Genomic DNA, 19,818 nt, shown 5'->3' with positions numbered 1-19,818 from the left:
TCGCGCTCCGCGCGAGTTTCGCCGGGCGAGCGACGCGAGACCGGGACGTTTTCTCCCGTGTTTTCAGACCGGTAGGCGTCGCCCCGCTTCGATAGCGGCGAGACAGCCGAGACAGAGCGCGACGAGACCCGCCGCGTACGTCCCGGTGAGATCGTGGAGGCTCCCGATGAGGAACGGGCCGAGGAAGCCGCCGAGTTCGCCGACGGCGAAGACGAGACCGATCGCGGTCCCGACGAGTTCGGGACCGATACCGTCGAGTTCACCGGGGATGACGCGAACGAGCGGTGAGATCCCGCCGACACCGAACCCGGCGACGAGAGCGCCGACGACGGGAAGGGCGAGGGGGACGCCGGGGAGGAGGAGCGTGGCGACGCCGAGCGCGCAGAGCGTCGCCGATCCCGCGATGATCGTGCCGCGCGCGTCCAGCCGATCGGAGAGCACCGGGAGGCAGAGCGTCCCGACGGCTTCGGCGGCGACGAAGCCGCTGACCGACGTCGCGGCGAGCGACGCGGCCAGCCCGCGCGAGCGTAACACCGTCGCGAGCCAGTTCTCGATGCCGTGGAGGAGCAGGAGGTAGACGACGCCGACGACGACGAGCAGTCGCATCGGGCGGTTCGCGAACACCCGCGCGACGTCGTCCCGGAGCGCGGCGAACGAGAGTCGACGCGTCTCCCCCCCGGCGTCCCGGTCGCGATACTGGATCTCGTGGACCGGGAGCCACCGCACCGTCGCCCACCAGACGACCGCGTAGACGAGGACGGCGACGCCCGTGACGCGAAAGAGCGGGCGCCACCCGCCGAGCAGGGGACCGATGACACCCCGACCGAGGCTGAACGCGGCCGCCGTCCCGAGGAGGGAGCCGAAGACGTACACCGAGGACGGCGTTCCGGAGGACCCCGGCGGATACAGATCGGAGACGAGCTTCGGCAGACCGAACGTGATCGTCGTCCCGCCGATCCCGACGAGCACGGTCAGCGCGAACAGCGCGGGTGTCGACGCGACGAGCGAGCGGCCGAGTTGGGCGAGACCGAACAGGACGAGTCCCGTCCCGATCGCGCGATACCCACCGATGCGGTCGATGATCGCGCCCGAGAAGAGCGCGACGGGGACGTACGTGAGCGGGATCGCGCCCGTGAGGAGACCGGCCTGCGTGCTCGACAGCCCGAAGTCGGCCGTCAGCGCACCGAGGTACGCCGGCACGGAGAACCAGACGAACATCAACGCGGTGTACGCGAGCGATCCGAGAACGAGCAGGAGATGGCGGGCGCGCGACGTCGAGAGCATGTACGGGACGATCGGCGCGCCACGGGATAACTGGTCGTGTCGCGGCGTCAGCGACCGGGAGGGCGACGGTCGTCCGCGACGAGCGGACAGGCTTGCCGTCTCACGAACTGCGGAGTGGACTGTCAACTAGCGAGTGCGAAAGCGTCGAAAGTGAGAGTGGGACCGTTGAGATTCGAACTCAAGTCCGACGGACCCCATCCGCCGAGGATACCAAGCTACCCCACGGCCCCGCACTCGGGAAGAGGCGGGTGCCGGCATTAAGGCCTTCGTTTCAACGATGGACGGGACCGTCGAGATTCGAACTCGAATCCGACGGACCCCATCCGTCAGACGAGCACGCGTTCGAGGGAGACGACCTCCCCTTCCTCGGCGTCGGGGTCGCCGACGAGGCGACCGAGGCAGACTGCGGCGCCGTTCGGGGTGTAGCACGCGACGAGGGCGTTCTCGCCGGCGTCGTCGGCGTCGAGGACGCCCGGCGCGAACACGGGCGCGCCCTCGGTGACGGCGTCGGCCGCGGAGTCGGCGATGATGACCGACGGCAGGTGCGCCAGCGCGCGCTCGGCGGGCGCGAGAACGTCGCGGAGCCACGTCTCGTCGCCGCGTTCGCGCCACTCCGCCAGCGCGTCCGCGAGATCGTGCAGGGTCGCGAGGTCGGCGTCGTCGAACGGTCCTGTCGCGGTCCGGCGGAGGTCGCCCATGTGCGCGCCCGTCCCGAGCGCCAACCCGAGATCGTGACAGAGCTTTCGCACGTAGGTCCCGCTCTCACAGCGGATCCGGAGGAGGGCCTGCCGGCGGTCGTCGCTCACCTCCAGCACGTCGAGTGCGTACACCTCGCGGACGCGCAGGCGGCGCGCGACGGCGCTCTTGCGCGGCGGCTTCTGGTAGAGGGGTCCCGCGAACTCGGCGACGACGGCGTCGAGGTCCGTCGGCGCGCGGGCGTGGAGTTCGAGGACGGCGACGTACTCCTTCGGCCCTTCGAGGAGAGCGGGCGCGAGGCGCGTCGCCGTCCCCGTGAGCACGGGGAGACAGCCCGTGACCTTCGGGTCGAGCGTGCCGGCGTGGGCGGCCTTCTCGACGTCAACCATGTCCCGGATCCACGCGGAGACCTGATGGGCGGAGGGACCCGGCGGCTTGTCGAGGTTCACCACACCGAACTCGCGGAGGGCGTCGACGTCGCGATCGTCGGGGGCCTCGCGACGCATCTAGAACTCGTAGCGGACGTCGTCGATCGGTGTCGGTCCCTCGTCCTGCGACGGCACGTACGCGTCGACGGCGTAGAGGACGATATCCGTCACCTCGTCCGGACCCCAGCGGGCCGTGTTCACCGAGAGGTCGTAGATGGTGAGGTCGTCGAAGTCGATATCGTAATACTCGTGATATCGCGCGGTCTCCGACTCCTCGCGCTTCTCGGTCTCCTTTCGGGCGGCCGCCGGCGTCTTCTCCTCTCGCTCGGCGATACGTCGACAGCGCGTGCCGAGCGGCGCGTCGAGCCAGATCTTGATGTCGGCGTACTCGCCCGCCATCCACCCCGCGAGGCGGGATTCGAGCACGACGTCGTCGCGTTCGCGCGCCGTCTCGCGCAGCTGCTCGTCGAGTTCCTTGTCGATCTGTGGGTCCTCCTCGGCGAGCTTGTTGAACTCCTCGAGCGTCAGCCCGCGTTCGTCCGCGAGCCCGCGGAAGATGTCCCCCCCCGAGATGTGCTCGTAGTCGAGGTGGTCCGCGAGCGTGGACGCCACCGTGGACTTCCCGCTCCCCGGTGGCCCGGAGATAGTGACCAACATAGTCGGTTTCGGGACGCGCGGAGTAAGGAGTTTACGAACCGCCGCGTCGCGTCCGTCAGGTCGGCGTCGTCTGGATACCGAGTCCCTTCCGGACGATCTGGCTGAACCCCATCGAGCAGAGGAAGTACCAGACGATCCACGCCGGCATGAACCCGCCGATGGTGTCCTTGAGATGGGTGTGACCGACGAGCGGCAGGACGAGCGTGACGCCCTGCTCGACCTGCCCGAGCTTCCAGTACATCCAGAGGAAGACCGGGATGGTGATGAGCATGATCCAGACCATCGGGCGGAACTGCATCTTGAACATCCCGAGTTGGTCACCCATCGCCTCCATCTGCTCCTGCTGAATGCGATCGAGGGCCTCCTCGTCACCGCGCTCCTTCGCGGCCTTCTGGCGGTCCTGAATCTCCTGCATCCGCTCCTGATAGGCCGACATTTTATCGAAATTCATCAGGTTCGCTTGAATGATCGACGTCCAGAAACCCGTACAGACGGCGAGCACCATCACGACGACGAAGAACGGCAGGAGTGAGTTCAGCGGCCCGAGGACGATATCGACGATCGGCCCGACCGTCCGGCGGATGGGATGGTAGTAGTAGCCGCTCATCATCGCGAGGGCGCAGACGCCCGCGACCTTATCGTACACCGTCCACGCGGTGTCGTCGTCGTCCGGAAGCTCGACGTCGTCGCCATCCTCGTACGCCGGCTCGTCGTCACCGGTGAGCCCGTCGCGGACGGCATCGGGATCCGCGAGCCGGAACCCGTCCCCGGCCTCCTCGAGGATCCCCTTCTCGATGAGTCGACCCCACTGGCCGCTCGTGAGCGACTCGTTGACGTCGCGCCACTCGACGGTCTCCCCCTCGTGATCGAGGAGGGCCGCGACGGCGTCGCGCATCTCGGGGTCCTCCGCGACGAGGTCCCGCACCTTCTCTGCGGTCCGTGCCATGCTACGTACCTCCGATCGGGGCGTTCATCAACTTTTTACTCCGTGCGTGCGTCCACGGCGTCCCGCACGTCGGCCCAGACGCCGTCGGGGGACTGCGCGCCGTCGATCTCGACGAACTCGTCGGTCCCGCGGTAGTGCTCGATGACGTCCGTCGTGTTCTCCCGGTAGGTCGCGAGACGGTCGCGGACCGTCTCCTCGGTGTCGTCGTCGCGCTGGACGAGGTCGGCGCCGCACTCGTCGCAGACGCCCTCTTCCTCGGGCGGATTGAACTCGACGTGATAGCTCGCGCCGCACTCCGGGCAGACGCGACGGCCGGTGAGTCGGCTGACGAGTTCCTCCTCGGGGACGTCGAGGTAGAGGACGACGTCGAGATCCGCGACGTCCTCGAGGTACTCGACCTGACTCTCGTTGCGCGGATAGCCGTCGAGGACGAAGCCGTCCGCGTCCTCGAGCGCCGTCTTCACGATCTCGTTCACGAGCGGATCGGGGACGAGGTCGCCGGCGTCCATGTACTCCGCGGGCGTCCCGTACTCCGTTTCCGTGTGCTTGTTCGCGCGAAGCGCGTCACCGGTCGTGACGTGCTCGATGTCGTACGCGTCCACGAGGCGTTTCGACTGCGTGCCCTTTCCGGCACCCGGCGCGCCGAGGATGAGAATACGCGGGTCGCTCATGCACGTTCGTTCACCCTCCCGGGATAAATGTCTGCGGAAACCGACTCGGTGCCGCCGCGGGAGCACGGGAACATATACGGGCGAGCGTCGTAGCCGTCGGTGTTCCGATGGCTCTCGAGTTCGCTTTCGTCTCCGCTCTCCTCGTCGTCTACGGGACCAGCTACGTCTTCACCTTCCTCCGCCGGTGGGACGTCCCCCTCCTCGCCGTCGAGATCCTCGCCGGCATCGTCTTCGGCTCCGCCTTCGGTTTCATCAGTCCCGGGTCGGCCGGCTACGACTTCTTCGAGGCCCTCGCCGCCTTCGGCCTGCTGATGATCATGTTCGACGCGGGTCTCGAACTCGACCCCGAGGTCGTCCGCGAGGACCCGCTCCGCGTGGCGAAGCTCGGCCTCCTCACCTTCGTCCTCCCGTTTCTCGCCGGCGTCGGGTTCGCCCTCGCACTCTCGCTGTCCCCCTTCGCGGCGTACCTCACCGGCGTCACCGTCTCGACGACCAGCCTCGGGCTGATCTACCCGCTCGTCGAGGACTACGGCCTCGTCGACGACGACCGCGGGCAGTTGATCCTCTCCGTTACCGTCCTCAACGACATCCTCTCCGTGGCCGCGCTCGCCTACGGGGTCACGCTCGTCACCTCCGACTCGCCCGTTCTCGGCGTCGGCCTCGTCACCCTCGCGCTCGGGTTCTTCTTCGTCGTCCTCCCGTTCGTCCTCGCCGACCACATCTCGAACACCGTCCGCGAGGGGGTCGTCTCGAATCCCGTGAAGTTCGGCGTCTTCCTCATGATCGCGCTCGCGTTCGCCGTCGAGGAGATCGGCGTCCACGCCGTCCTCGGCGCGTTCTTCGCCGGACTGCTCGTCGCGATCGTCACGTCCGACGGCCACCGCGTCGAGCGCGACATGCGACCGATCACCGACCTCACCGCGCCCGTCTTCTTCTTCTACGTCGGCATGAACGTCGACCTCGGGGCGATCGGTGGCGCCGACCCGCTCCTCCTCGGCGGCGTCCTCGTCCTCGGTCTCGGGACGAAGGTCGTCGGCGCCGCCCTCGGCGGCAGGATCGCCGGACTCGGCGGCGACACGACGCGCCTCCTCACCGCCGCGATGCCCGGGCGTCTCTCCATCAGCGTCGCCGCCGCGGAGATCGGCTTATCGCGCGGGATCATCGGGAAGCCCCTCTACGACGCGTTCGTCCTCCTCTCCGTCGTCAGCGTCTTCGTCGCCGTCGTGGCGTTCCGGTACGTCGCGAACGGGGCCGCGTCCGACGCGATCTGAAGGAGAGCCGTGCCAGCGGGCAGCCGCGTCGCTACGCGGCGTGGCATCGCGAAGAAATGGAGAACGGCGGACCGCGGTCGTTACTCGTTGCCGAACATCTGGCGCATCATCGGATGCATCTCCATGAGCTGTTCCTCCGCGATCTCCTCGTACAGCTTGTACGTGATGGAGATCGTGAGCAGCAGCCCCGTGCCGGAGACGCTACCGATGGTGCCCATCATGTTCGCGAGGACGGCGAGGAAGCCCACGATCGCGCCGCCGATCACCGTGACCTGCGGGATGTAGCGCTCCATGACCTTCTCGATGACCCCGACGTTCTGCCGGAATCCCGGGATCTGCATCCCGGAGTTCTGGATCTGCTTCGCCGTGGACTCCGGTCCCATGTCCGCGGTCTCCACCCAGAAGACCGCGAAGATGGCGCCCCCGACCACCATGAAGGTGAGGTCGATGGCGACCCGGATGATGACCTGCCACGGATCGGCACCCCCGACGCTCCCCGCCCACCACATCCACTGCGATGGACTGTGGACCGGCGCGAGGTAGTAGAACAGGCCACCGGTGACCTGCAACCCGGAGTCCGACACCGTGTAGATGCCGAGCCAGTTCGGCATCCCGGCTTCGCCGAGCCACCCGCGGAGGAACCGGCCGAGGAACTGGATGTTCGCCTGCAGGGCGCGCACCAAGATCATCGGCAGGACGCTCGCGTAGATGAGCTTCACGGGGAAGCGACCCCGGGCGCCCTTCACGCGAGCGTGACTGAGCGGGATCTCGACGCGGACGGACTCCGCGTACACGACGACCGCGTAGATGAGGACCGTCGTGACGATGGGGAGGACCCCGACCGTCGAGTTGAACAGCAGGGAACTCGCGGTGACGTTCTGGATGTTCCCGATCAGGACGTTGATCCAGTAGGGGATGACACCCATCTGTCCCGTGCTGCTGACACCGCCCCAGTAGAGCAGGCCGACGATGAGCTGTCGGGAGACACCGGCCACGATGAAGAGGCCGATACCCGAGCCGACGCCCCACTTGGAGACGACCTCGTCCATGTAGAGGAGGAGGAGCGCGCCGACGGCGATCTGGGCGAAGATGAGCCACTGCAGACCGAAGACGCCGATCCCGAGCGAGGAGGCGAGCGAGCTATCGGCCGGCAGGAAGCCACCGAGGAACACCATCGGGAGACCCGTCAGGCAGATCATCACGAGCACCAAGAACTTCTGCAGCCCCTGATAGATCGCCTGATCGCGCGGGTCGTCGGTGTCCAACCCGAGGAGGTTCGCGCCGCCGAGCAGCTGGAGGACGATGCTCGCAGTGACGATCGGCCCGATCCCCAACTGGAGGACGGAGCCCTGCCCCCCGGCGAGCAGGCTGCGGAAGTTCCCGAACAGGTCGGTCGCGTTCTGCCCGAGCCCCCAGAGGGCGACGTTCGTCAGGAAGAAGTACGCCACCAAGATGAACGCCGTCCACGCCAGCTTGCGCTTAAAGGGCACGTGGCCCTCGGGGCGCGAAACGGTCGGCATCCGGGTGAGGTACGGCTCGGCGGCTTCCTTCCAGCCCATCGGGTTAGTCCTCGCTCTCGTTTTCGTCGTCGCTCGCGAGCTCCTCGCCGCGCTCCGTGAGCACGGCCTCACCGCCCTCGGACTCGATGAGTTCGACGGCGGCCTCGCTGAACGCGTCGGCGACGACTTCGAGCTGGTTGTAGACCTGCCCGGAGCCGAGGACCTTCACGGCGTCGACCTCGTGGCCGTCCTCGACGACGTCGCGGACGTCCACGCGGTAGCCGTGTTCGGTCTCCTCGGCGAGACCGTCGGCGACGTGGAGCGCGACGTCCTCGTCGAGTTCCCGGATCGTGATCTCGGCGACGTCGAGCGTCGCCTTCTCCGGACGCTTGAATCCGGATTTTCCGATCGGTTCGTAGTTGTGGAACTCGTGCTTGTCGCGGCCGGCGCGTCCGCGCCCACCACGGTGACCGGCGCCGCGTCGGTTCTTGTGCGAGCCACCACCGTGCGTGCGCGTGCCGCGCTGGCGTCGTTTCTTACTCGTCATTGTTATCGCATCCGCTCGAGGAGTTCGTCGACCTCGTCGGTCGACTGCTTACCGAGCTGTCCGCCCTCAGACTGGGGCTGCTTGATCCCCTGATGTCCGCCGCGCGGCGGGTGCAGTCGGACGGCCGGGGAGAGACCCGCATCGCGCAGCGTCGTCTCCTCGTTGTAGAGGGCACGCGCGAGGCCGTCGACGTCGTCGTAGTCGGTGTTCTCGGCGACCCACTCGTCGTCGATGTCGGCGTCGCCCTCGAGGGGGTCGGCACGCTTCGCGACGAGCGACTTCACCGTCTCGAGCGACGGCTCGCCGTACGCGACGTAGTCGTTGACCTTCGCGATCATGCCGCGATACGCGTCGGTCTCCGGGACGAGGGTGGCGTGGTTGACGCGGTGGAGATTGAGCATGGAGAGCGTGTCCTCGACGCTCGCACGCATGTCGACCTCACCGCGGAGCTGGACGATTGCCTGCATTATTCGATCACCTCGCGCTTCTCGCGCGTGCGCTCGGGAATGCGGGCCTCCACCGTGTTCTGGAGCGCGTTGAACGTCGCCTTCGCGAAGTTGACCGTCGTCCGGGTCTTTCCGGACGACTTCGTCCAGACGTCCTCGATACCGGCGAGTTCGAGAACGTGCCGGACCGTCTCACCGCCCGCGAGACCGAGACCGCGCGGCGCGGGGATCAGATCGACCTCGACGCTCCCGGCCTTGCCGGTCGTCTTGAGCGCGACCGTGTGCGGACGCCCACAGCCACACTCCCACGACCCACAGCCGCGAGAGACGTCGATGATGTTCAGCTTCGCGACCTCGATGGCCTTCTGGATGGCGCCGCCGACCTGATCGTCGCGACCCTCGGCGTAGCCGACGAAGCCGTCGCGGTTCCCGACCGCGACGACACACCGGAACTTCACCCGGCGGCCGGAGTCCGTCATCCGCTGGACCATGTTGATGTCCAGTACCTCGTCGTCGAGCCCCGGGAGGAGGTTGTCGACGACCTCGGGCTCCTTCAGCGGGAGCCCGGTGTTCAGCGCCGCCGACATCGACTCGATCTCGCCGTCCTGCACGCGGCGGCCGAGTCGGGTCTGGGGCTGCCAGCTGTCGTTGTAGCTCATTGGTTAGTCCTCCTGAATGGTTTCGAGCGCGTCATCGAAGTGCTCGGGGAGTTCGGTTGCGTCGAACTCGCCGCTGTAGAGCGGCTCGTCGAGCTGTGCTGCGTAGTCCGCGATGTGCTCGCCGCGCGTGCGCGACCAGTCGGCGAAGACGTCCTCGTTGTGCGGGACGTCCAGTCCGGCGTCGATCGCGCCCTCCTGAATCGCGAACACCTTCGACCCGTGGGTCGCGGTGTTCAGACCGATGTCGAGGACCGCCTCCTCGAGTCCGGCCTCGCGAGCGCGGACGCCAACGAGGTAGCCGGTCAGGTAGGCCGCCGGGAGGTTCCCGGTCGGCGCATCCCAGCCGTACTCCTCGAGATCGGTCGCCTGTGCGCTCGCGAGCGTCTCGTCGCCGTGAGGGCCGGTCGCGATCAGCTGCGCCGTGACGTTGTTGTTGCTCTTTCGAGCGACAAGCCGGGGCTTGCCCGACTTGAGGAGGCGCAACCTCTGATGGTAATCCGTCCGGACCTCGCGGCGCCGGCGCATCGGAACCTTGTATCGTGGGCCGCTAGCCATTATTGCTCACCGTAGTGTTCCGCGATGTAGTTGTGTATCCGGCTGACGCTATCGAACTCGCCACCCTTCGCCATGTTGTAGAGGTCACGGTACTGGGCGGGCGTGAGTTCGCCGCTGTCGCGAAGCTCGCGGAGCTCGCGGCGCTGCGCGCGGATGCTGCTCTTCCACTGTTCTTTCTGGTCCTGCCGGGCGCCCGCCTTCCCGCGGCGCGTGCCCGGACCCTTCCGGTGACCGTAGGCGCGCTTCGCATCGCGTTCGCGCGCGCGGCCACGGGAGTTGCCCTGTTTGGTCTCTGCCCGAATCGTGCCCTCGTCGACGAGTTCGCGGATGTCCTCTCGCGTGATTGCGTCCGCGATCTCGCCTTGGGCGTCCGGGTCGAACCAGACACGGTTCTGGCCGACGTCGAGGACGTCGGAAGCGAGTCGTTTCTGTGCGCTCAGATCACTCATTGTCGACCTCCACTTCGACGTAGGTCGGGTTGAGGACGCGGATACCCGCCTCCTCGGCCTGTTCCTCGATGGTCTCCCGTTTCCGGTCACCGACCTTCGAGGCGATGCGGACGGCCTCCGTGTCGGGGTCGACGCCGTCGAGGTCGTCCGCGTTGTGGACGCGGACCTCCTCGAAGCCGCTCGGATGCTTGCCGCGCACCGCTTTCGGCGTGCGGAAGCCAGCCTCGACCTTCGGGCCCTTGCCCTTGATGCCGCGGCGCTGCTTCGAGAGCGTGCCGCGGGGCTTGCGCCACGAGGTCGGGGTCCGCTTCTTCATGTGATAGTCCTGACGGTTGAACTGCGGCTTGCCGACGCGCCGGCGCTGGTCGAGGAGGCGCTCCTCCTCGTCGTCAAGATCCGGCGTCTTGTCGGCGTGACCGCGCGGGCGGAGTTCCGTCTCCGCCGCTTCCGCCTCTTCCTCGGCCTCAGCGGCCTCGGGCGATTCCTCTTCGACTTCGGTCTCGGTCTCCTCGGAGACTTCGAGACCGCCGACGTCGGCCTTGATGCGGGCCGCGAGCGCGTTCCCGACGCCGTCGACGTCCGCGAGGTCGTCCTGACTCGCCGCCTTGACGTCCTCGACCGTCTCGTAGCCGGCCTCGCGCAGCGCTTCGGCCTTGCTCGCGCCGACGCCGCTGATGTCTTCCAGTTCCTGTAGTTCGTCTGCCATCTATCAGGCACCTCCTTTCGTCGGTTTCTCGACGATGTAGACACCGTCTTGGAACACGCGCGTGTCCTTGTCGGTGACGCGGGTGAGCTGTTCGATGTCGGCGGCGGTCTGCCCGACGGACTCCTTATCGGAGCCCGAGAGGGTCAGTTCCTCGCCGTCGACCTGCACATCCGTGTCGCCGCGGATCTGTGCGCGCCGCGGCGCCTTCTCGCCGAGGAAGTTCTCGATGACCACTTCGTCATCCTCCACGGTGACCTGCATCGGGAAGTGAGAGTAGTGGACCTGCATCCGGTACTCCCATCCCTCGGTCACGCCGTGGAACATGTTCGTAATGTGGCTCTCGAACGTCCCGACCGTCGAGTTCGTCTTCGCGTCCTCCGCATCCGCCTCGACGACGACGGCGTCGTCCTCAACGGACACGCGGACGTCCGGGTACCAGAGTCGCCGCGTGACGGAGCCGTTCGGTCCCTCGACGGTTAGCTCCAGATGGTCGACTTCCGCGTCGACGTCTTCGGGGATCTCGAGTTCTGTTCGCGTCATTGTTAGTAGACGTAAGCGATGACCTGACCACCGATGCCCTCGTCGCGGGCCTCGTAGTGGCTCATGATGCCGTGGCTGGTCGTCACGATGAGCGTCCCGTAGTCGCGAGCCGGGAGGTACCGCTTCTCCCACTGCTCGAACTCGTCAGCACCCACGGAGTACCGCGGATTGACGGGGCCGCACTCGTTGATGGCACCCTTCAGTTCGACCTCGAACATGCCACCTTTGCCGTCGTCGACGAACTCGAAGCCGTCGACGTACCCGCGGTCATAGAAGACCTCGAGGACGGACCCGATGGTGTTGGAGGCGGTCGATATCGTGTGGGAGAGGTGTCCGACACTCTCTGCGTTGTCGATGCCCGAGAGGGCGTCGGAAAGGGGATCTTTGCCTGTCATGGTTAGCTGTACTTCTTGAAGCCCATCGATCGGGCGATCTCTCGGAAGCACTGTCGACACAGCCAGACGTCGTACTTGCCGACGAGGCCCTGATTGCGGCCACAGCGGCGGCACTCGTGGGTCTGGCCGGTCTCCTCGTGCTCGTGTGCTGCTTCGCTCATTGCGTGACCTCCACGTCGAAGTTCGCCTCGAGGAACGAGATCGCGTCGTCAGCGTCGAGGCGGTGGTTCTCCGGGATCGGCTGGCTCCGCTTGTCTCGCTTGGAGACGCGGTAGCCCGGGCGGACGAGGTTGACCGTCACGTCCAGCCCGAAGATGCCGATGTTCGGGTCGTACTCCTGACTCGGGAAGTCCGTGTGCTCCTCGATACCGAAGGAGACGTTCCCCGTGTCGTCGAACTGTGCGCGGCTCAGGGAGACGACGTCGAACGCCTGCATGAGGAAGTCCTCAGCGCCCGCGCCGCGGAGTGTGACCTTCGCGCCGATCGGGTCGCCCTCGCGGATCCCGAACTCGGGTTCCGTGCGCTTCGCCGTCGTGCGCACGGACTCCTGTCCGGTGATCCCCTCGAGGATCTCCTCGGCGTTCTGGAGTTCGCGGCCACCCTGACCGACGCCCATGTGGACGACGGCCTTCTCGACGGTGGGCTCGCGCATCTCGTGGAACTCAGCCTCGCTCATTCGTCGTCACCCTCCGTTTCGGGCTCGTCCTCGACGAACTGCTCGTCGATGACGAAGACGTACTCTTCAACGGTCTCGAAGGAACCCTCGCTGGTCTCGACTTCGACCGTGTTGTCCGCGCTGCCGGGCGAGACGGTGATCTCGGTGATCTCGCCGACCTCGCCCGCGTGCTGGCCTGAGACGGCGGTGACGAGCGCGCCCTCCTCGTACGGGAAGTGCGCGAGCACGTCGTCGTTATCGAGATCGACGACGATGCTGTCGTTGCCGCTGTACTCGTCCTCCGCGACGACCAGATTGTGGCCGTTGTGGAGGTTGAGCTGGACGTCGCCGCCCGAGACCAGCGTCTCGTTCGTGACCTTCGCGAGCTTGCCGTCCGCGTCGGCGGCCGGGATCTCGGTCAGGGCGAGGCGTCCCCCCTCGTCGGGGAAGACGCGGTAATACTCGTCTCGCTCCGGGAAGCCAAGGATGTCGAACATCCCGATGGGCTGCGTCACGTCGCTCACCGAGTCGCCGTTGACGAGGACGCCGTCGTGGTGGACGGCGTACTTCGCCTCCTTCGTGGTGTCGACGTATCCGAGGACGTCCCGAAGGACGACGACGAGCGGGACACCGGCTTCGCCGTGCGGGCCCGCGCCTGCCTTCGCCGTGAACGTGGCCGTCTTCCGCTCGACGGGCCACGATTTCGGTACGGAGAGTCGTTTCTGGTGGTTGCTCATTCGTTGTCACCCTCCAGTCGGGTCGTGCGCATGTCGTCGGAGAGGTCGAGATCCGTGACGCGGAGGTTCGAGGCGTCGAGCGCTCGGGGGACCTCCTCGCCGTCCGCCGCCTCGACGGTCACGCCGTCCACGTAGACGGCGGCGTCTTTGAGGTCGACGTCGGTGACCTCGCCTTCTTCGCCGGCGAAGTCGCCGCGCATGACTTCGGCCGTGTCGCCCGCGTTGACGCGGACGTATCGCTGGCCGTACTCCTCGCGGAGGTCCGCCGCGAGGTGCGCGCGGACCTGCTTCTGGCGCTCGTGGAGCGCCGCGTTCTCCGTGCGGGTGCGCTGTTTGCGTGGTTGCTCGCTCATGTTATACGATCATCGTCGCGGTGCTCGCGATGCTGCCGTACCGCTCCGCGACCTCCCGCGTGATGGGACCCTTGATTTCGGTCCCGCGAGGCTCGCCGAGGTCATCGATGATGACCGCGGCATTGTCCTCGAACTTCACGCGCGTGCCGTCGGGGCGCCGGATCGGCTTGCGCTGGCGGACCACGACGGCCTCCAGCACCTGCCGGCGCATCTCGGGCGTCCCTTTCGTCACCGAGACGGTGATCTTGTCACCGATCCCCGCCTTGGGGTGTCGGTTGTTCGTCCCCTGATAGCCGGAGACGGACGTGATCTTGAGCTCGCGCGCGCCGGTGTTGTCGGCACACGTGATGAGGGATCCCTTCTCGAGTCCGGGCGTGACGTCGGCCTTGATGGCTTCCATCAGTTCTCACCCTCCGTGAGCTCGACGACCACGTGGGATTTGGTCTTCGAGAGCGGTCGTGTCTCTGCGATGCGTACCGTGTCGCCTTCCGCGATGTCGAAGCACTCCGGCGCGTGTGCCGGAACCCGAGAACGCCGCTTCATGTAGCGGTCGTACTTCGGGACGAATACGTCGTATTCGCGTTCGACGACGACGGTCTTGTCCATTGCCGTAGAAGCGACTTCGCCTTCGATGATCTGTCCGCGAACGGACAGACTGCCGTGGAACGGGCAGTCATCGTCGGCACAGTCGCCTTCGGGCGCGTCTACGTTCAGTCCTATCGCCATTGTGATTCGACTCCGTTTTCGGAGCGTAATGCGGGCCGTGAGAGCAGTATATCGCCATCCACCGTAACGTAGGCCGCGTCCTCGCCCGTCGCGCCGCCGCGCGAGTCGGGTTCGGACGCGGTCCCGGCCCCCTTGCGGCGGGCCGCGGCTTCATCTACCAGTCGGAACTCGAGCCTTCTTCCACCTTTCGGAACGCGCTTGGTGCCCGAGGCATCCTCTATCACGAGAGTGTTGGTCGTCTCGGAGACGACCCTCCCCGCGATCCCGACCTGTGAGGAGTCGGGCGACTCGACGACCCGCACCGGCAGGCCGACGAGCTCGTGTCGCGGAAGCGTCTCGGGCGTCAACGTCATTATTCCTCGAGGTCGCCCTCTTCGCGCTGGATCGTCTTGATCCGCGCGACCGTCCGGCGCAGTTCGCCGATCCGACCGGGGTTCTCCGGCGCGCCACCGGCCGCCTTCACGGCCTTCTCGTTGAGCAGTTCGGTCTCGATCTCCTCGAGTTCAGCCTCGCGTTCGGCGGGCGTCATGTCTCGGATCTCTTGGGTGTGGAGGATCGCCATTATTCCTCACCCTCCTCTTCAGATTCGGATTCGGATTCGGATTCGGATTCGGATTCCGCCGTCTCGGCTTCCTCCTCCTCCATCTCTTCGAGCAGAGCGTCGGCTTCCTCTTCGATGTCGGCCTCGACCTCGTCGAACTCCTCGGGTTCGACTTCCTCTTCGAGTTCGTCGATGGCCTCTTCAACGGTCTCCTCGGATTCCGGCGGCGAGGTCGAGCTCGCGCCCTCCTCCGCGTGCCGGTCGGGTCGAGCACCCGATTCGAGGTCCTCTTCGAGGATCTCCTCTTCGGCCTCGTCGTCCGCGGACTCGGTGAGTTCCTCCTCGCCGGGGGCCTCGCCTTCGGGACCGCCGAGTTCGGACTCCGCGGGCTCCTCGCCTTCGAGGAGCTCCTCGACGCCTTCGCCCTCGATCTCCTCTTCGTCGACGATGAGGTCTTCGATGTCGGCGTCCTCGTCGATCTCGAAGTCGTCGGGCAGCTCGGCACCCGGCGGGATGATCTTGACGTCCACGCCGATCGTGCCGAGCTTCATCACGGCGACGCCCTGCCCGTGGTCCACGATGGACTGGGCGGGCTCGCCGTTGTGCTTGATGTAGCCGCGGTTGAACTTCTCGACGCGACCGCGGTTGCCGGTGACCTTCCCGCTGAGGACGATCTCGGCGCCGAGGGCGCCCGCGTCCATGATGCGGTCGATGGTCGTGTGACCGGCCTTGCGGAAGTACCACCCTCGTTCGAGGGCGTTCGCGAGGCGATCCGCGACGATCTGTGCGTTCAGGTCGGGCTCATCGACTTCCTGAACGTCGATCTGCGGATCGTCCAGGTCGAAGCGCTCCTCGAGCTGCGTCGTGATCTTCCGGATGTTCTTCCCGCCCTTCCCGATGACCATCCCGGGCTTCTCGGCCTTCAGGACGATCTGGGTTCCCATCGGCGTGTGAGCGACGTCCATGCCGCCGTAGCCGGCGCGGGCGAGTTCTTCCTTGAAGAACTCGTCGATCTGGGAGCGCTGAAGCCCCTCCTCGATGAATTCGAGTTCGTCTGCCATGTTATTCTGCCTCCTCGATGATGAGTTCGACGTCCACCTGCGGACTGTTCCACGCCGTAGCACGGCCCATCGCACGGGGCTTGCGGCCCTGCGTCTCGCCGACCTTGTGGGCGGCGACGTGCGTGATGACCATCTCAGCGGGCTCGAAGCCCTGCTGTTCGGCGTTGTTCGAGACGTTCGTCAGGAGCTTCTGGAAGTCCTTCGTCGCCTTCTCCGGGTAGCGGCCGGCGTCCCAGCCCTCGATGTCGGAACGGTGTCCGACGCCGGAGTTGTGCTGCTTGAACGGCACCGAGCGCTCCTCGTTCAGCACCGCGGTGAGGTAGTCCTCGGCGTCCGCGACCGTCTCGCCCTTGATCTGTCGGGCGATGGCCTTGCTGTGCTTCAGGCTGATCGGCCGCTCGCGGAGCATGCCCTTCGCGGTGGTCTCCGGGTCGGCGTCGACGCTGTAGCTGATTCCCATTGTTACTTGAGCGGCACGAACTTCGAGGAGCGGGTCGCGCCGATACCCGCCTGCCCGTGTTCGACCGAACTTCGCGTCAGTTCGAACTCGCCGAGATAGTGCCCGATCATCTCGGGTTCGACCTCGACGCGTCCGAACTCCTGTCCGTCGTAGACCGCGAAGGTCAGCCCGACGAACTCGGGGAGCACCGGCATATCGCGCAGGTGCGTGCGGATCGGGTTGTTCGCCGTCTCCTCGGCGTCGCGCTCGCGCGCCTTCTCCAGCACCTTCTGGTGCTCCTCGGAGAGTCCACGGGTGATGGTTCGCCGCTGTCGCGCGGGGAGCAGTTCCGCGACGTCCTCCAGGTCCATGTCCTGAAGCTCGTCAAGCTCGTGACCGCGGTAGGTGAACTCACCCTCGCGGCCGGTGCGGTATTCCGTACTCATGCGTTAGTTCCCTCCACGGCCGGTGCGTCGGGAGCCGATGTCCCCGACCTTCCGTCCGGGCGGCGCGTTCTTCGAGACGCTCTTCGGGCGCCCGGGGTGCTGGCGGCCACCGCCACCGAACGGGTGGTCGACGGCGTTCATCGCCACACCGCGGACGCGCGGCCACTTCGTACCACGGGCCTTCATCTTGTGGTGCTTGTTGCCGGCCTTGACGAACGGCTTCTCCGTCCGTCCGCCGCCGGCGACGACGCCGACGGTGGCGCGGCAGTCCGGCGAGAGGCGCTTGACCTCCCCGCTCGGCAGCTGGACGACCGCGGCGTCACGCTCGTGCGTGACGAGGTCCGCGTTCACGCCGGACGCGCGAGCGAAGATGCCGCCGTCACCGGGCTGACGCTCGACGTTGCTCACGGGAATCCCCTCGGGGATCTCCGCGAGCGGGAGCGTGTTGCCGGGTTCGACGGCCGCCGAGATGCCGATCTCGAGCGTATCGCCGACGCCGACGCCCTCGGCGGCGAGCACGAGGCGCTGATCGCCGTCCTCGAACTCGACGCGCGCGACCGGTGCGCTCCGTGCGGGGTCGTGCTCGATGTCGACGACCTCGCCGGAGAGCACGTCGCCCTCGGGCTTCTTGTGCGACAGTTCCGCCTTGTATCGGTGCGACGGCGCGCGGAACGTCGAGGTACCGCGCCCGCGTCGCTGACCCTGAATCCTGCGTCCCATTCTCAGAACACCCCGATCCGGGAGGCGACGTCCTGCGCGTCGTCCTCCTCGGAGAGTTTGACGATGGCCTTCTTCGTGCCGTTCATCGTCACCTGCGTGTTGACGGACTCGACGGTGACGTCGTACTGCTCGGAGACCGACTCGCTGACGTCGGTCTTCGTCGCGTTGAGGTCGACGACGAATTGGAGCTTGTTGTCGAAGTCCATGTCGTTCATCGCTTTCTCCGTGACGAGTGGGTACTCGATGATCCCACTCATCGGTCGGCCACCTCCGCGAGCGCGCTCTCGGTCCAGACGGTGAGTCGGCCGGCGTGCGCGCCGGGTGCGAGGTCCTCCGCGTTCACCTCGGCCGCGGTCGCGACGTCGGCACCCGCGAGGTTGCGGGCGGCCTTCGACGGACCGGTCTCGGATGAGGTGACGAAGAGGACGGACTTGGGCTCGCGGTACTTGCGACCGCGGAGCTTGCCCTGTCCGGCACGGACGGTCTTGCCATCGTCCGCGCGTTCGATGTCGTCGTACGCGCCGACGGCCTCGAGGAAGGAGGCGACCTCCTTCGTCTTCACGAGGTCCTCGAAGTCGTCCGAGACGACGAGCGGAAGCTCCTCGTCCTCGTCGAAGTTGTGGCCGCGCTCGGCGACGAGTTCGGCGTCCGTCGTCGCCGCGATGGCGGATCGGACGGCGAGCTTGCGCTCCTTCTTGTTGACCGCCTTGCCTTGGTCTTTCTCTGCTTTCGGCGGATGCGCCTTCCGGCCGCCCACGGTCTGCGGAACGCGTGCGCCACGCCCGTTCGTCTTCGGGACGTGGGCCATACCGCGTCCGCTTCCCATGGATTCGGCGGGGGTGCGCAGACCCGCGTACTCGTCAGCGCCGTACTGCTGTTTTCGATTGGCCTGCGCGGCGAGGACCGCCCGACGGATGAGGTCGGGTCGGTATGCCGTCTCGAAGACCTCTGGGAGGTCGGTAGAGCCGGCGTCGTCGCCGTCGAGGCCACGGACTGTTGCCTGCATGATTTAGCCCTGATTCGACGCGGTACTCACGTAGCGCACCTCGGGGTCGAGGCGCGGCGATTCGTTCGGCCGGATGGCCGGCCGGAAGCGGATGAGGCGCTTCTCGGGACCGGGCACCGAACCCTTGATGAGGCGTACTGGCCGGAGACCTCGCCGTAGTTCGGGAAGCCACCCGCGGCGTTGACGTCCTCGCCCTCGCCGAAGTCGACGAGGCGCTTGTTGAGTTCGGTGCGCTGGTGGTACCCGGTCTGGCCCTGCTGGGGAACCGTCGAGCGAACGCGGCTCGGGTTCCACGGGCCGAGGTTGCCGATACGGCGGACCCAGCCCTGTCGCTTGTGCTTACCTTTGCGCTTCTGGACGCCCCAGCGCTTGACGGGGCCCTGGGTGCCCTTCCCCTTGGTGATGCCGGAAGTGTCGAGGAACTCGCCGGCGCGGAAGACGTCGCCGAACTCGTGCTCGCCGCCCTCGCGGAGGAGGGAGAGCGCGACGTCGGCGCGCTCGTCGATCGAGCCGCCGCCGACGCGCGTCTCCATGACGTCCGGCTTCTTCTTCGGGACGCCGGAGATGCCCGCGGGGACGGTGTGGGTGACGACACGGAGGTCGTCGACCGCACCGTTCTCCACGAGCTCCTCGATGGCGCCGTAGTCGCCGCGCGCGCCCTCGGAGGGGACGTCGAGGGTCCGGTCGAGGTCCGCGTCGAGATCCTCGGCCCAGACTTCCGTGACGGGCTTTTGCCCGTACGGCGTGTCCTCGTACGCCCGCACCGCGGCGGCGCGCATCGATGGTATTTCAACGACAGTGACGGGAACGGTCGTCTCCATCCCCTCCGTGGGGGAGTTGGACGCATCGTCCACCATCACGACGTGACTCATGCCTGCCTTGTACCCGGCGAACCCCTGAAGTCCGGGCTGGCCGTCGTCGTCGGGCCAGCTGTTGAAGCGCGGGACTTCGCTCGCCGCGCGCTTACGGGGACCGAACCCCAGAGAGCCTTTGCGTGGTCGGTTTGGTTGTGGCATCGTATCACTCCGTGAGCGTCAGGCACGCGAGGGAGGCGAACATCGCTTCCTCCGTTCGCACGACCTCGCTACCCTGATTCGGGACTGTGTTGAGCCAGACGTCGAACCCGCCGGGTGCGCGGGTGGACTGGGCGGAGTCGAACTCCCTGACCGCCTCGGCGGTGAGGCCGAGCATCGGCGGCAGCCCGCGTTCCGGCGAGCCGAACGCCACGGTCAGTCCGTCCTCGTGGACGCGGCGGGTGAGGTCGCCCACGTTCGCGGCGCCGACTGGCACCCCGAAGCGTGATGTGGCGACCCGGAACCCCGCGTCCGGACGGTCGAGTTCGTCCCCGATGGGCCGGGTGAAGACCTGAAAGCCCGGTGGGGCCT

The 19,818-nt window shown here is 66.9% G+C and carries 30 protein-coding genes, 1 tRNA gene and 1 pseudogene; 1 reads left to right on the top strand and 31 read right to left on the bottom strand.

Annotation, left to right across the window (positions count from 1 at the left end; translation table 11 throughout):
• Positions 1–63: 63 nt before the first annotated feature.
• The 6 genes from AOZ13_RS09450 to AOZ13_RS09425 form a co-directional block, all read right to left on the bottom strand.
• Positions 64–1,284 (bottom strand): MFS transporter, encoded by a 1,221-nt coding sequence (locus AOZ13_RS09450; protein WP_020222817.1) that lies wholly within the window; start codon positions 1,282–1,284, stop codon positions 64–66.
• A 157-nt stretch (positions 1,285–1,441) separates the two neighbouring features.
• Positions 1,442–1,514 (bottom strand) — tRNA-Pro (locus AOZ13_RS09445).
• Between the two features lie 96 nt (positions 1,515–1,610).
• Complete coding sequence (locus tag AOZ13_RS09440) at positions 1,611–2,486, bottom strand: RNA-guided pseudouridylation complex pseudouridine synthase subunit Cbf5 (RefSeq protein WP_021780431.1); 876 nt, start codon at positions 2,484–2,486, stop codon at positions 1,611–1,613.
• Positions 2,487–3,065, bottom strand: coding sequence for a (d)CMP kinase (cmk, locus tag AOZ13_RS09435; RefSeq protein WP_021780430.1), 579 nt, complete (start codon positions 3,063–3,065; stop codon positions 2,487–2,489).
• Positions 3,066–3,120: 55 nt separating this feature from the next.
• Positions 3,121–4,011: a DUF106 domain-containing protein gene (locus tag AOZ13_RS09430; RefSeq protein WP_020222379.1), complete on the bottom strand. Its 891-nt coding sequence runs from the start codon at positions 4,009–4,011 to the stop codon at positions 3,121–3,123.
• A 35-nt stretch (positions 4,012–4,046) separates the two neighbouring features.
• A complete protein-coding gene (locus AOZ13_RS09425) occupies positions 4,047–4,682 on the bottom strand; it encodes an adenylate kinase (protein WP_020222378.1) in 636 nt (211 codons plus the stop codon).
• A gap of 107 nt (positions 4,683–4,789) precedes the next feature.
• Between AOZ13_RS09425 and AOZ13_RS09420 the strand changes: the two genes are divergently transcribed.
• Positions 4,790–5,953, top strand: a complete 1,164-nt coding sequence (locus AOZ13_RS09420) for a cation:proton antiporter (RefSeq protein WP_021780429.1) — start codon at positions 4,790–4,792, stop codon at positions 5,951–5,953.
• A gap of 80 nt (positions 5,954–6,033) precedes the next feature.
• Here the strand turns inward: AOZ13_RS09420 and secY are convergent, their stop codons facing one another.
• From secY to AOZ13_RS09295, 25 genes and pseudogenes are all read right to left on the bottom strand, one after another.
• Entirely contained in the window at positions 6,034–7,512 is a 1,479-nt protein-coding gene (gene secY, locus AOZ13_RS09415; protein ID WP_020220810.1) for a preprotein translocase subunit SecY, read from the bottom strand.
• A 4-nt stretch (positions 7,513–7,516) separates the two neighbouring features.
• Positions 7,517–7,999: an uL15m family ribosomal protein gene (locus tag AOZ13_RS09410; RefSeq protein ID WP_020220811.1), complete on the bottom strand. Its 483-nt coding sequence runs from the start codon at positions 7,997–7,999 to the stop codon at positions 7,517–7,519.
• Positions 8,000–8,001: 2 nt separating this feature from the next.
• The gene (rpmD, locus tag AOZ13_RS09405) at positions 8,002–8,466 is read right to left on the bottom strand and encodes a 50S ribosomal protein L30 (protein ID WP_020220812.1); all 465 of its coding nucleotides are present in this window, start codon (positions 8,464–8,466) and stop codon (positions 8,002–8,004) included.
• The gene (locus AOZ13_RS09400) at positions 8,466–9,104 is read right to left on the bottom strand and encodes a 30S ribosomal protein S5 (RefSeq protein ID WP_021780428.1); all 639 of its coding nucleotides are present in this window, start codon (positions 9,102–9,104) and stop codon (positions 8,466–8,468) included. The genes rpmD and AOZ13_RS09400 overlap by 1 nt, the downstream gene beginning before the upstream one ends.
• A 3-nt stretch (positions 9,105–9,107) precedes the next feature.
• Entirely contained in the window at positions 9,108–9,659 is a 552-nt protein-coding gene (locus tag AOZ13_RS09395) for a 50S ribosomal protein L18 (RefSeq protein WP_020220813.1), read from the bottom strand.
• On the bottom strand, positions 9,659–10,108 hold the full coding sequence (locus AOZ13_RS09390) for a 50S ribosomal protein L19e (RefSeq protein WP_020220814.1): 450 nt from the start codon (positions 10,106–10,108) through the stop codon (positions 9,659–9,661). The genes AOZ13_RS09395 and AOZ13_RS09390 overlap by 1 nt, the downstream gene beginning before the upstream one ends.
• Positions 10,101–10,814: a 50S ribosomal protein L32e gene (locus AOZ13_RS09385; RefSeq protein WP_021780426.1), complete on the bottom strand. Its 714-nt coding sequence runs from the start codon at positions 10,812–10,814 to the stop codon at positions 10,101–10,103. The genes AOZ13_RS09390 and AOZ13_RS09385 overlap by 8 nt, the downstream gene beginning before the upstream one ends.
• Before the next feature lie 3 nt (positions 10,815–10,817).
• Positions 10,818–11,354 (bottom strand): 50S ribosomal protein L6, encoded by a 537-nt coding sequence (locus AOZ13_RS09380; RefSeq protein WP_020220817.1) that lies wholly within the window; start codon positions 11,352–11,354, stop codon positions 10,818–10,820.
• 2 nt (positions 11,355–11,356) lie between these two features.
• Positions 11,357–11,749, bottom strand: a complete 393-nt coding sequence (locus tag AOZ13_RS09375; RefSeq protein ID WP_020220818.1) for a 30S ribosomal protein S8 — start codon at positions 11,747–11,749, stop codon at positions 11,357–11,359.
• A 2-nt stretch (positions 11,750–11,751) separates the two neighbouring features.
• Entirely contained in the window at positions 11,752–11,910 is a 159-nt protein-coding gene (locus AOZ13_RS09370) for a 30S ribosomal protein S14 (protein WP_020220819.1), read from the bottom strand.
• The gene (locus tag AOZ13_RS09365; RefSeq protein WP_020220820.1) at positions 11,907–12,425 is read right to left on the bottom strand and encodes a 50S ribosomal protein L5; all 519 of its coding nucleotides are present in this window, start codon (positions 12,423–12,425) and stop codon (positions 11,907–11,909) included. The genes AOZ13_RS09370 and AOZ13_RS09365 overlap by 4 nt, the downstream gene beginning before the upstream one ends.
• On the bottom strand, positions 12,422–13,141 hold the full coding sequence (locus tag AOZ13_RS09360) for a 30S ribosomal protein S4e (protein WP_020220821.1): 720 nt from the start codon (positions 13,139–13,141) through the stop codon (positions 12,422–12,424). The genes AOZ13_RS09365 and AOZ13_RS09360 overlap by 4 nt, the downstream gene beginning before the upstream one ends.
• The gene (rplX, locus tag AOZ13_RS09355; RefSeq protein ID WP_020220822.1) at positions 13,138–13,494 is read right to left on the bottom strand and encodes a 50S ribosomal protein L24; all 357 of its coding nucleotides are present in this window, start codon (positions 13,492–13,494) and stop codon (positions 13,138–13,140) included. The genes AOZ13_RS09360 and rplX overlap by 4 nt, the downstream gene beginning before the upstream one ends.
• 1 nt (position 13,495) lies before the next feature.
• Entirely contained in the window at positions 13,496–13,894 is a 399-nt protein-coding gene (locus AOZ13_RS09350) for a 50S ribosomal protein L14 (RefSeq protein WP_020220823.1), read from the bottom strand.
• Positions 13,894–14,220 (bottom strand): 30S ribosomal protein S17, encoded by a 327-nt coding sequence (locus tag AOZ13_RS09345; protein ID WP_021780425.1) that lies wholly within the window; start codon positions 14,218–14,220, stop codon positions 13,894–13,896. The genes AOZ13_RS09350 and AOZ13_RS09345 overlap by 1 nt, the downstream gene beginning before the upstream one ends.
• A complete protein-coding gene (locus tag AOZ13_RS09340) occupies positions 14,211–14,573 on the bottom strand; it encodes a ribonuclease P protein component 1 (RefSeq protein ID WP_020220825.1) in 363 nt (120 codons plus the stop codon). The genes AOZ13_RS09345 and AOZ13_RS09340 overlap by 10 nt, the downstream gene beginning before the upstream one ends.
• Positions 14,573–14,782: a 50S ribosomal protein L29 gene (gene rpmC, locus AOZ13_RS09335; RefSeq protein ID WP_020220826.1), complete on the bottom strand. Its 210-nt coding sequence runs from the start codon at positions 14,780–14,782 to the stop codon at positions 14,573–14,575. Before rpmC ends, AOZ13_RS09340 begins: the two co-directional genes overlap by 1 nt.
• The gene (locus AOZ13_RS09330; RefSeq protein ID WP_020220827.1) at positions 14,782–15,822 is read right to left on the bottom strand and encodes a 30S ribosomal protein S3; all 1,041 of its coding nucleotides are present in this window, start codon (positions 15,820–15,822) and stop codon (positions 14,782–14,784) included. Before AOZ13_RS09330 ends, rpmC begins: the two co-directional genes overlap by 1 nt.
• Before the next feature lies 1 nt (position 15,823).
• Entirely contained in the window at positions 15,824–16,282 is a 459-nt protein-coding gene (locus AOZ13_RS09325) for a 50S ribosomal protein L22 (protein ID WP_020220828.1), read from the bottom strand.
• A gap of 2 nt (positions 16,283–16,284) precedes the next feature.
• Positions 16,285–16,707: a 30S ribosomal protein S19 gene (locus tag AOZ13_RS09320; RefSeq protein ID WP_020220829.1), complete on the bottom strand. Its 423-nt coding sequence runs from the start codon at positions 16,705–16,707 to the stop codon at positions 16,285–16,287.
• A gap of 3 nt (positions 16,708–16,710) precedes the next feature.
• Positions 16,711–17,427, bottom strand: a complete 717-nt coding sequence (locus AOZ13_RS09315) for a 50S ribosomal protein L2 (RefSeq protein ID WP_020220830.1) — start codon at positions 17,425–17,427, stop codon at positions 16,711–16,713.
• 2 nt (positions 17,428–17,429) lie between these two features.
• Positions 17,430–17,684, bottom strand: a complete 255-nt coding sequence (locus tag AOZ13_RS09310) for a 50S ribosomal protein L23 (RefSeq protein WP_020220831.1) — start codon at positions 17,682–17,684, stop codon at positions 17,430–17,432.
• Positions 17,681–18,433, bottom strand: coding sequence for a 50S ribosomal protein L4 (rpl4p, locus tag AOZ13_RS09305; RefSeq protein WP_020220832.1), 753 nt, complete (start codon positions 18,431–18,433; stop codon positions 17,681–17,683). The genes AOZ13_RS09310 and rpl4p overlap by 4 nt, the downstream gene beginning before the upstream one ends.
• A gap of 3 nt (positions 18,434–18,436) precedes the next feature.
• Positions 18,437–19,449, bottom strand: a pseudogene (locus tag AOZ13_RS09300) (50S ribosomal protein L3).
• Between the two features lie 4 nt (positions 19,450–19,453).
• On the bottom strand, positions 19,454–19,818 hold a 365-nt coding region (locus AOZ13_RS09295), incomplete at its 5' end, for a putative RNA uridine N3 methyltransferase (protein ID WP_267879323.1).

The organism is Halarchaeum acidiphilum MH1-52-1 (assembly GCF_000474235.1).
Taxonomy (GTDB): Archaea; Halobacteriota; Halobacteria; order Halobacteriales; family Halobacteriaceae; genus Halarchaeum; species Halarchaeum acidiphilum.
The sequence above is the reverse complement of the archived record's forward strand: the minus strand, read 5'-3'. Positions and strand labels throughout refer to the sequence as shown.

What these genes read in the sequence shown, in the direction of transcription:
- AOZ13_RS09450 (WP_020222817.1), bottom strand. Translation starts at nt 1,284, where the DNA reads ATGCTCTCGACGTCGCGCGCCCGCCATCTCCTGCTCGTTCTCGGATCG.
- AOZ13_RS09440 (WP_021780431.1), bottom strand. Translation starts at nt 2,486, where the DNA reads ATGCGTCGCGAGGCCCCCGACGATCGCGACGTCGACGCCCTCCGCGAG.
- cmk (WP_021780430.1), bottom strand. Translation starts at nt 3,065, where the DNA reads ATGTTGGTCACTATCTCCGGGCCACCGGGGAGCGGGAAGTCCACGGTG.
- AOZ13_RS09430 (WP_020222379.1), bottom strand. Translation starts at nt 4,011, where the DNA reads ATGGCACGGACCGCAGAGAAGGTGCGGGACCTCGTCGCGGAGGACCCC.
- AOZ13_RS09425 (WP_020222378.1), bottom strand. Translation starts at nt 4,682, where the DNA reads ATGAGCGACCCGCGTATTCTCATCCTCGGCGCGCCGGGTGCCGGAAAG.
- AOZ13_RS09420 (WP_021780429.1), top strand. Translation starts at nt 4,790, where the DNA reads ATGGCTCTCGAGTTCGCTTTCGTCTCCGCTCTCCTCGTCGTCTACGGG.
- secY (WP_020220810.1), bottom strand. Translation starts at nt 7,512, where the DNA reads ATGGGCTGGAAGGAAGCCGCCGAGCCGTACCTCACCCGGATGCCGACC.
- AOZ13_RS09410 (WP_020220811.1), bottom strand. Translation starts at nt 7,999, where the DNA reads ATGACGAGTAAGAAACGACGCCAGCGCGGCACGCGCACGCACGGTGGT.
- rpmD (WP_020220812.1), bottom strand. Translation starts at nt 8,466, where the DNA reads ATGCAGGCAATCGTCCAGCTCCGCGGTGAGGTCGACATGCGTGCGAGC.
- AOZ13_RS09400 (WP_021780428.1), bottom strand. Translation starts at nt 9,104, where the DNA reads ATGAGCTACAACGACAGCTGGCAGCCCCAGACCCGACTCGGCCGCCGC.
- AOZ13_RS09395 (WP_020220813.1), bottom strand. Translation starts at nt 9,659, where the DNA reads ATGGCTAGCGGCCCACGATACAAGGTTCCGATGCGCCGGCGCCGCGAG.
- AOZ13_RS09390 (WP_020220814.1), bottom strand. Translation starts at nt 10,108, where the DNA reads ATGAGTGATCTGAGCGCACAGAAACGACTCGCTTCCGACGTCCTCGAC.
- AOZ13_RS09385 (WP_021780426.1), bottom strand. Translation starts at nt 10,814, where the DNA reads ATGGCAGACGAACTACAGGAACTGGAAGACATCAGCGGCGTCGGCGCG.
- AOZ13_RS09380 (WP_020220817.1), bottom strand. Translation starts at nt 11,354, where the DNA reads ATGACGCGAACAGAACTCGAGATCCCCGAAGACGTCGACGCGGAAGTC.
- AOZ13_RS09375 (WP_020220818.1), bottom strand. Translation starts at nt 11,749, where the DNA reads ATGACAGGCAAAGATCCCCTTTCCGACGCCCTCTCGGGCATCGACAAC.
- AOZ13_RS09370 (WP_020220819.1), bottom strand. Translation starts at nt 11,910, where the DNA reads ATGAGCGAAGCAGCACACGAGCACGAGGAGACCGGCCAGACCCACGAG.
- AOZ13_RS09365 (WP_020220820.1), bottom strand. Translation starts at nt 12,425, where the DNA reads ATGAGCGAGGCTGAGTTCCACGAGATGCGCGAGCCCACCGTCGAGAAG.
- AOZ13_RS09360 (WP_020220821.1), bottom strand. Translation starts at nt 13,141, where the DNA reads ATGAGCAACCACCAGAAACGACTCTCCGTACCGAAATCGTGGCCCGTC.
- rplX (WP_020220822.1), bottom strand. Translation starts at nt 13,494, where the DNA reads ATGAGCGAGCAACCACGCAAACAGCGCACCCGCACGGAGAACGCGGCG.
- AOZ13_RS09350 (WP_020220823.1), bottom strand. Translation starts at nt 13,894, where the DNA reads ATGGAAGCCATCAAGGCCGACGTCACGCCCGGACTCGAGAAGGGATCC.
- AOZ13_RS09345 (WP_021780425.1), bottom strand. Translation starts at nt 14,220, where the DNA reads ATGGCGATAGGACTGAACGTAGACGCGCCCGAAGGCGACTGTGCCGAC.
- AOZ13_RS09340 (WP_020220825.1), bottom strand. Translation starts at nt 14,573, where the DNA reads ATGACGTTGACGCCCGAGACGCTTCCGCGACACGAGCTCGTCGGCCTG.
- rpmC (WP_020220826.1), bottom strand. Translation starts at nt 14,782, where the DNA reads ATGGCGATCCTCCACACCCAAGAGATCCGAGACATGACGCCCGCCGAA.
- AOZ13_RS09330 (WP_020220827.1), bottom strand. Translation starts at nt 15,822, where the DNA reads ATGGCAGACGAACTCGAATTCATCGAGGAGGGGCTTCAGCGCTCCCAG.
- AOZ13_RS09325 (WP_020220828.1), bottom strand. Translation starts at nt 16,282, where the DNA reads ATGGGAATCAGCTACAGCGTCGACGCCGACCCGGAGACCACCGCGAAG.
- AOZ13_RS09320 (WP_020220829.1), bottom strand. Translation starts at nt 16,707, where the DNA reads ATGAGTACGGAATACCGCACCGGCCGCGAGGGTGAGTTCACCTACCGC.
- AOZ13_RS09315 (WP_020220830.1), bottom strand. Translation starts at nt 17,427, where the DNA reads ATGGGACGCAGGATTCAGGGTCAGCGACGCGGGCGCGGTACCTCGACG.
- AOZ13_RS09310 (WP_020220831.1), bottom strand. Translation starts at nt 17,684, where the DNA reads ATGAGTGGGATCATCGAGTACCCACTCGTCACGGAGAAAGCGATGAAC.
- rpl4p (WP_020220832.1), bottom strand. Translation starts at nt 18,433, where the DNA reads ATGCAGGCAACAGTCCGTGGCCTCGACGGCGACGACGCCGGCTCTACC.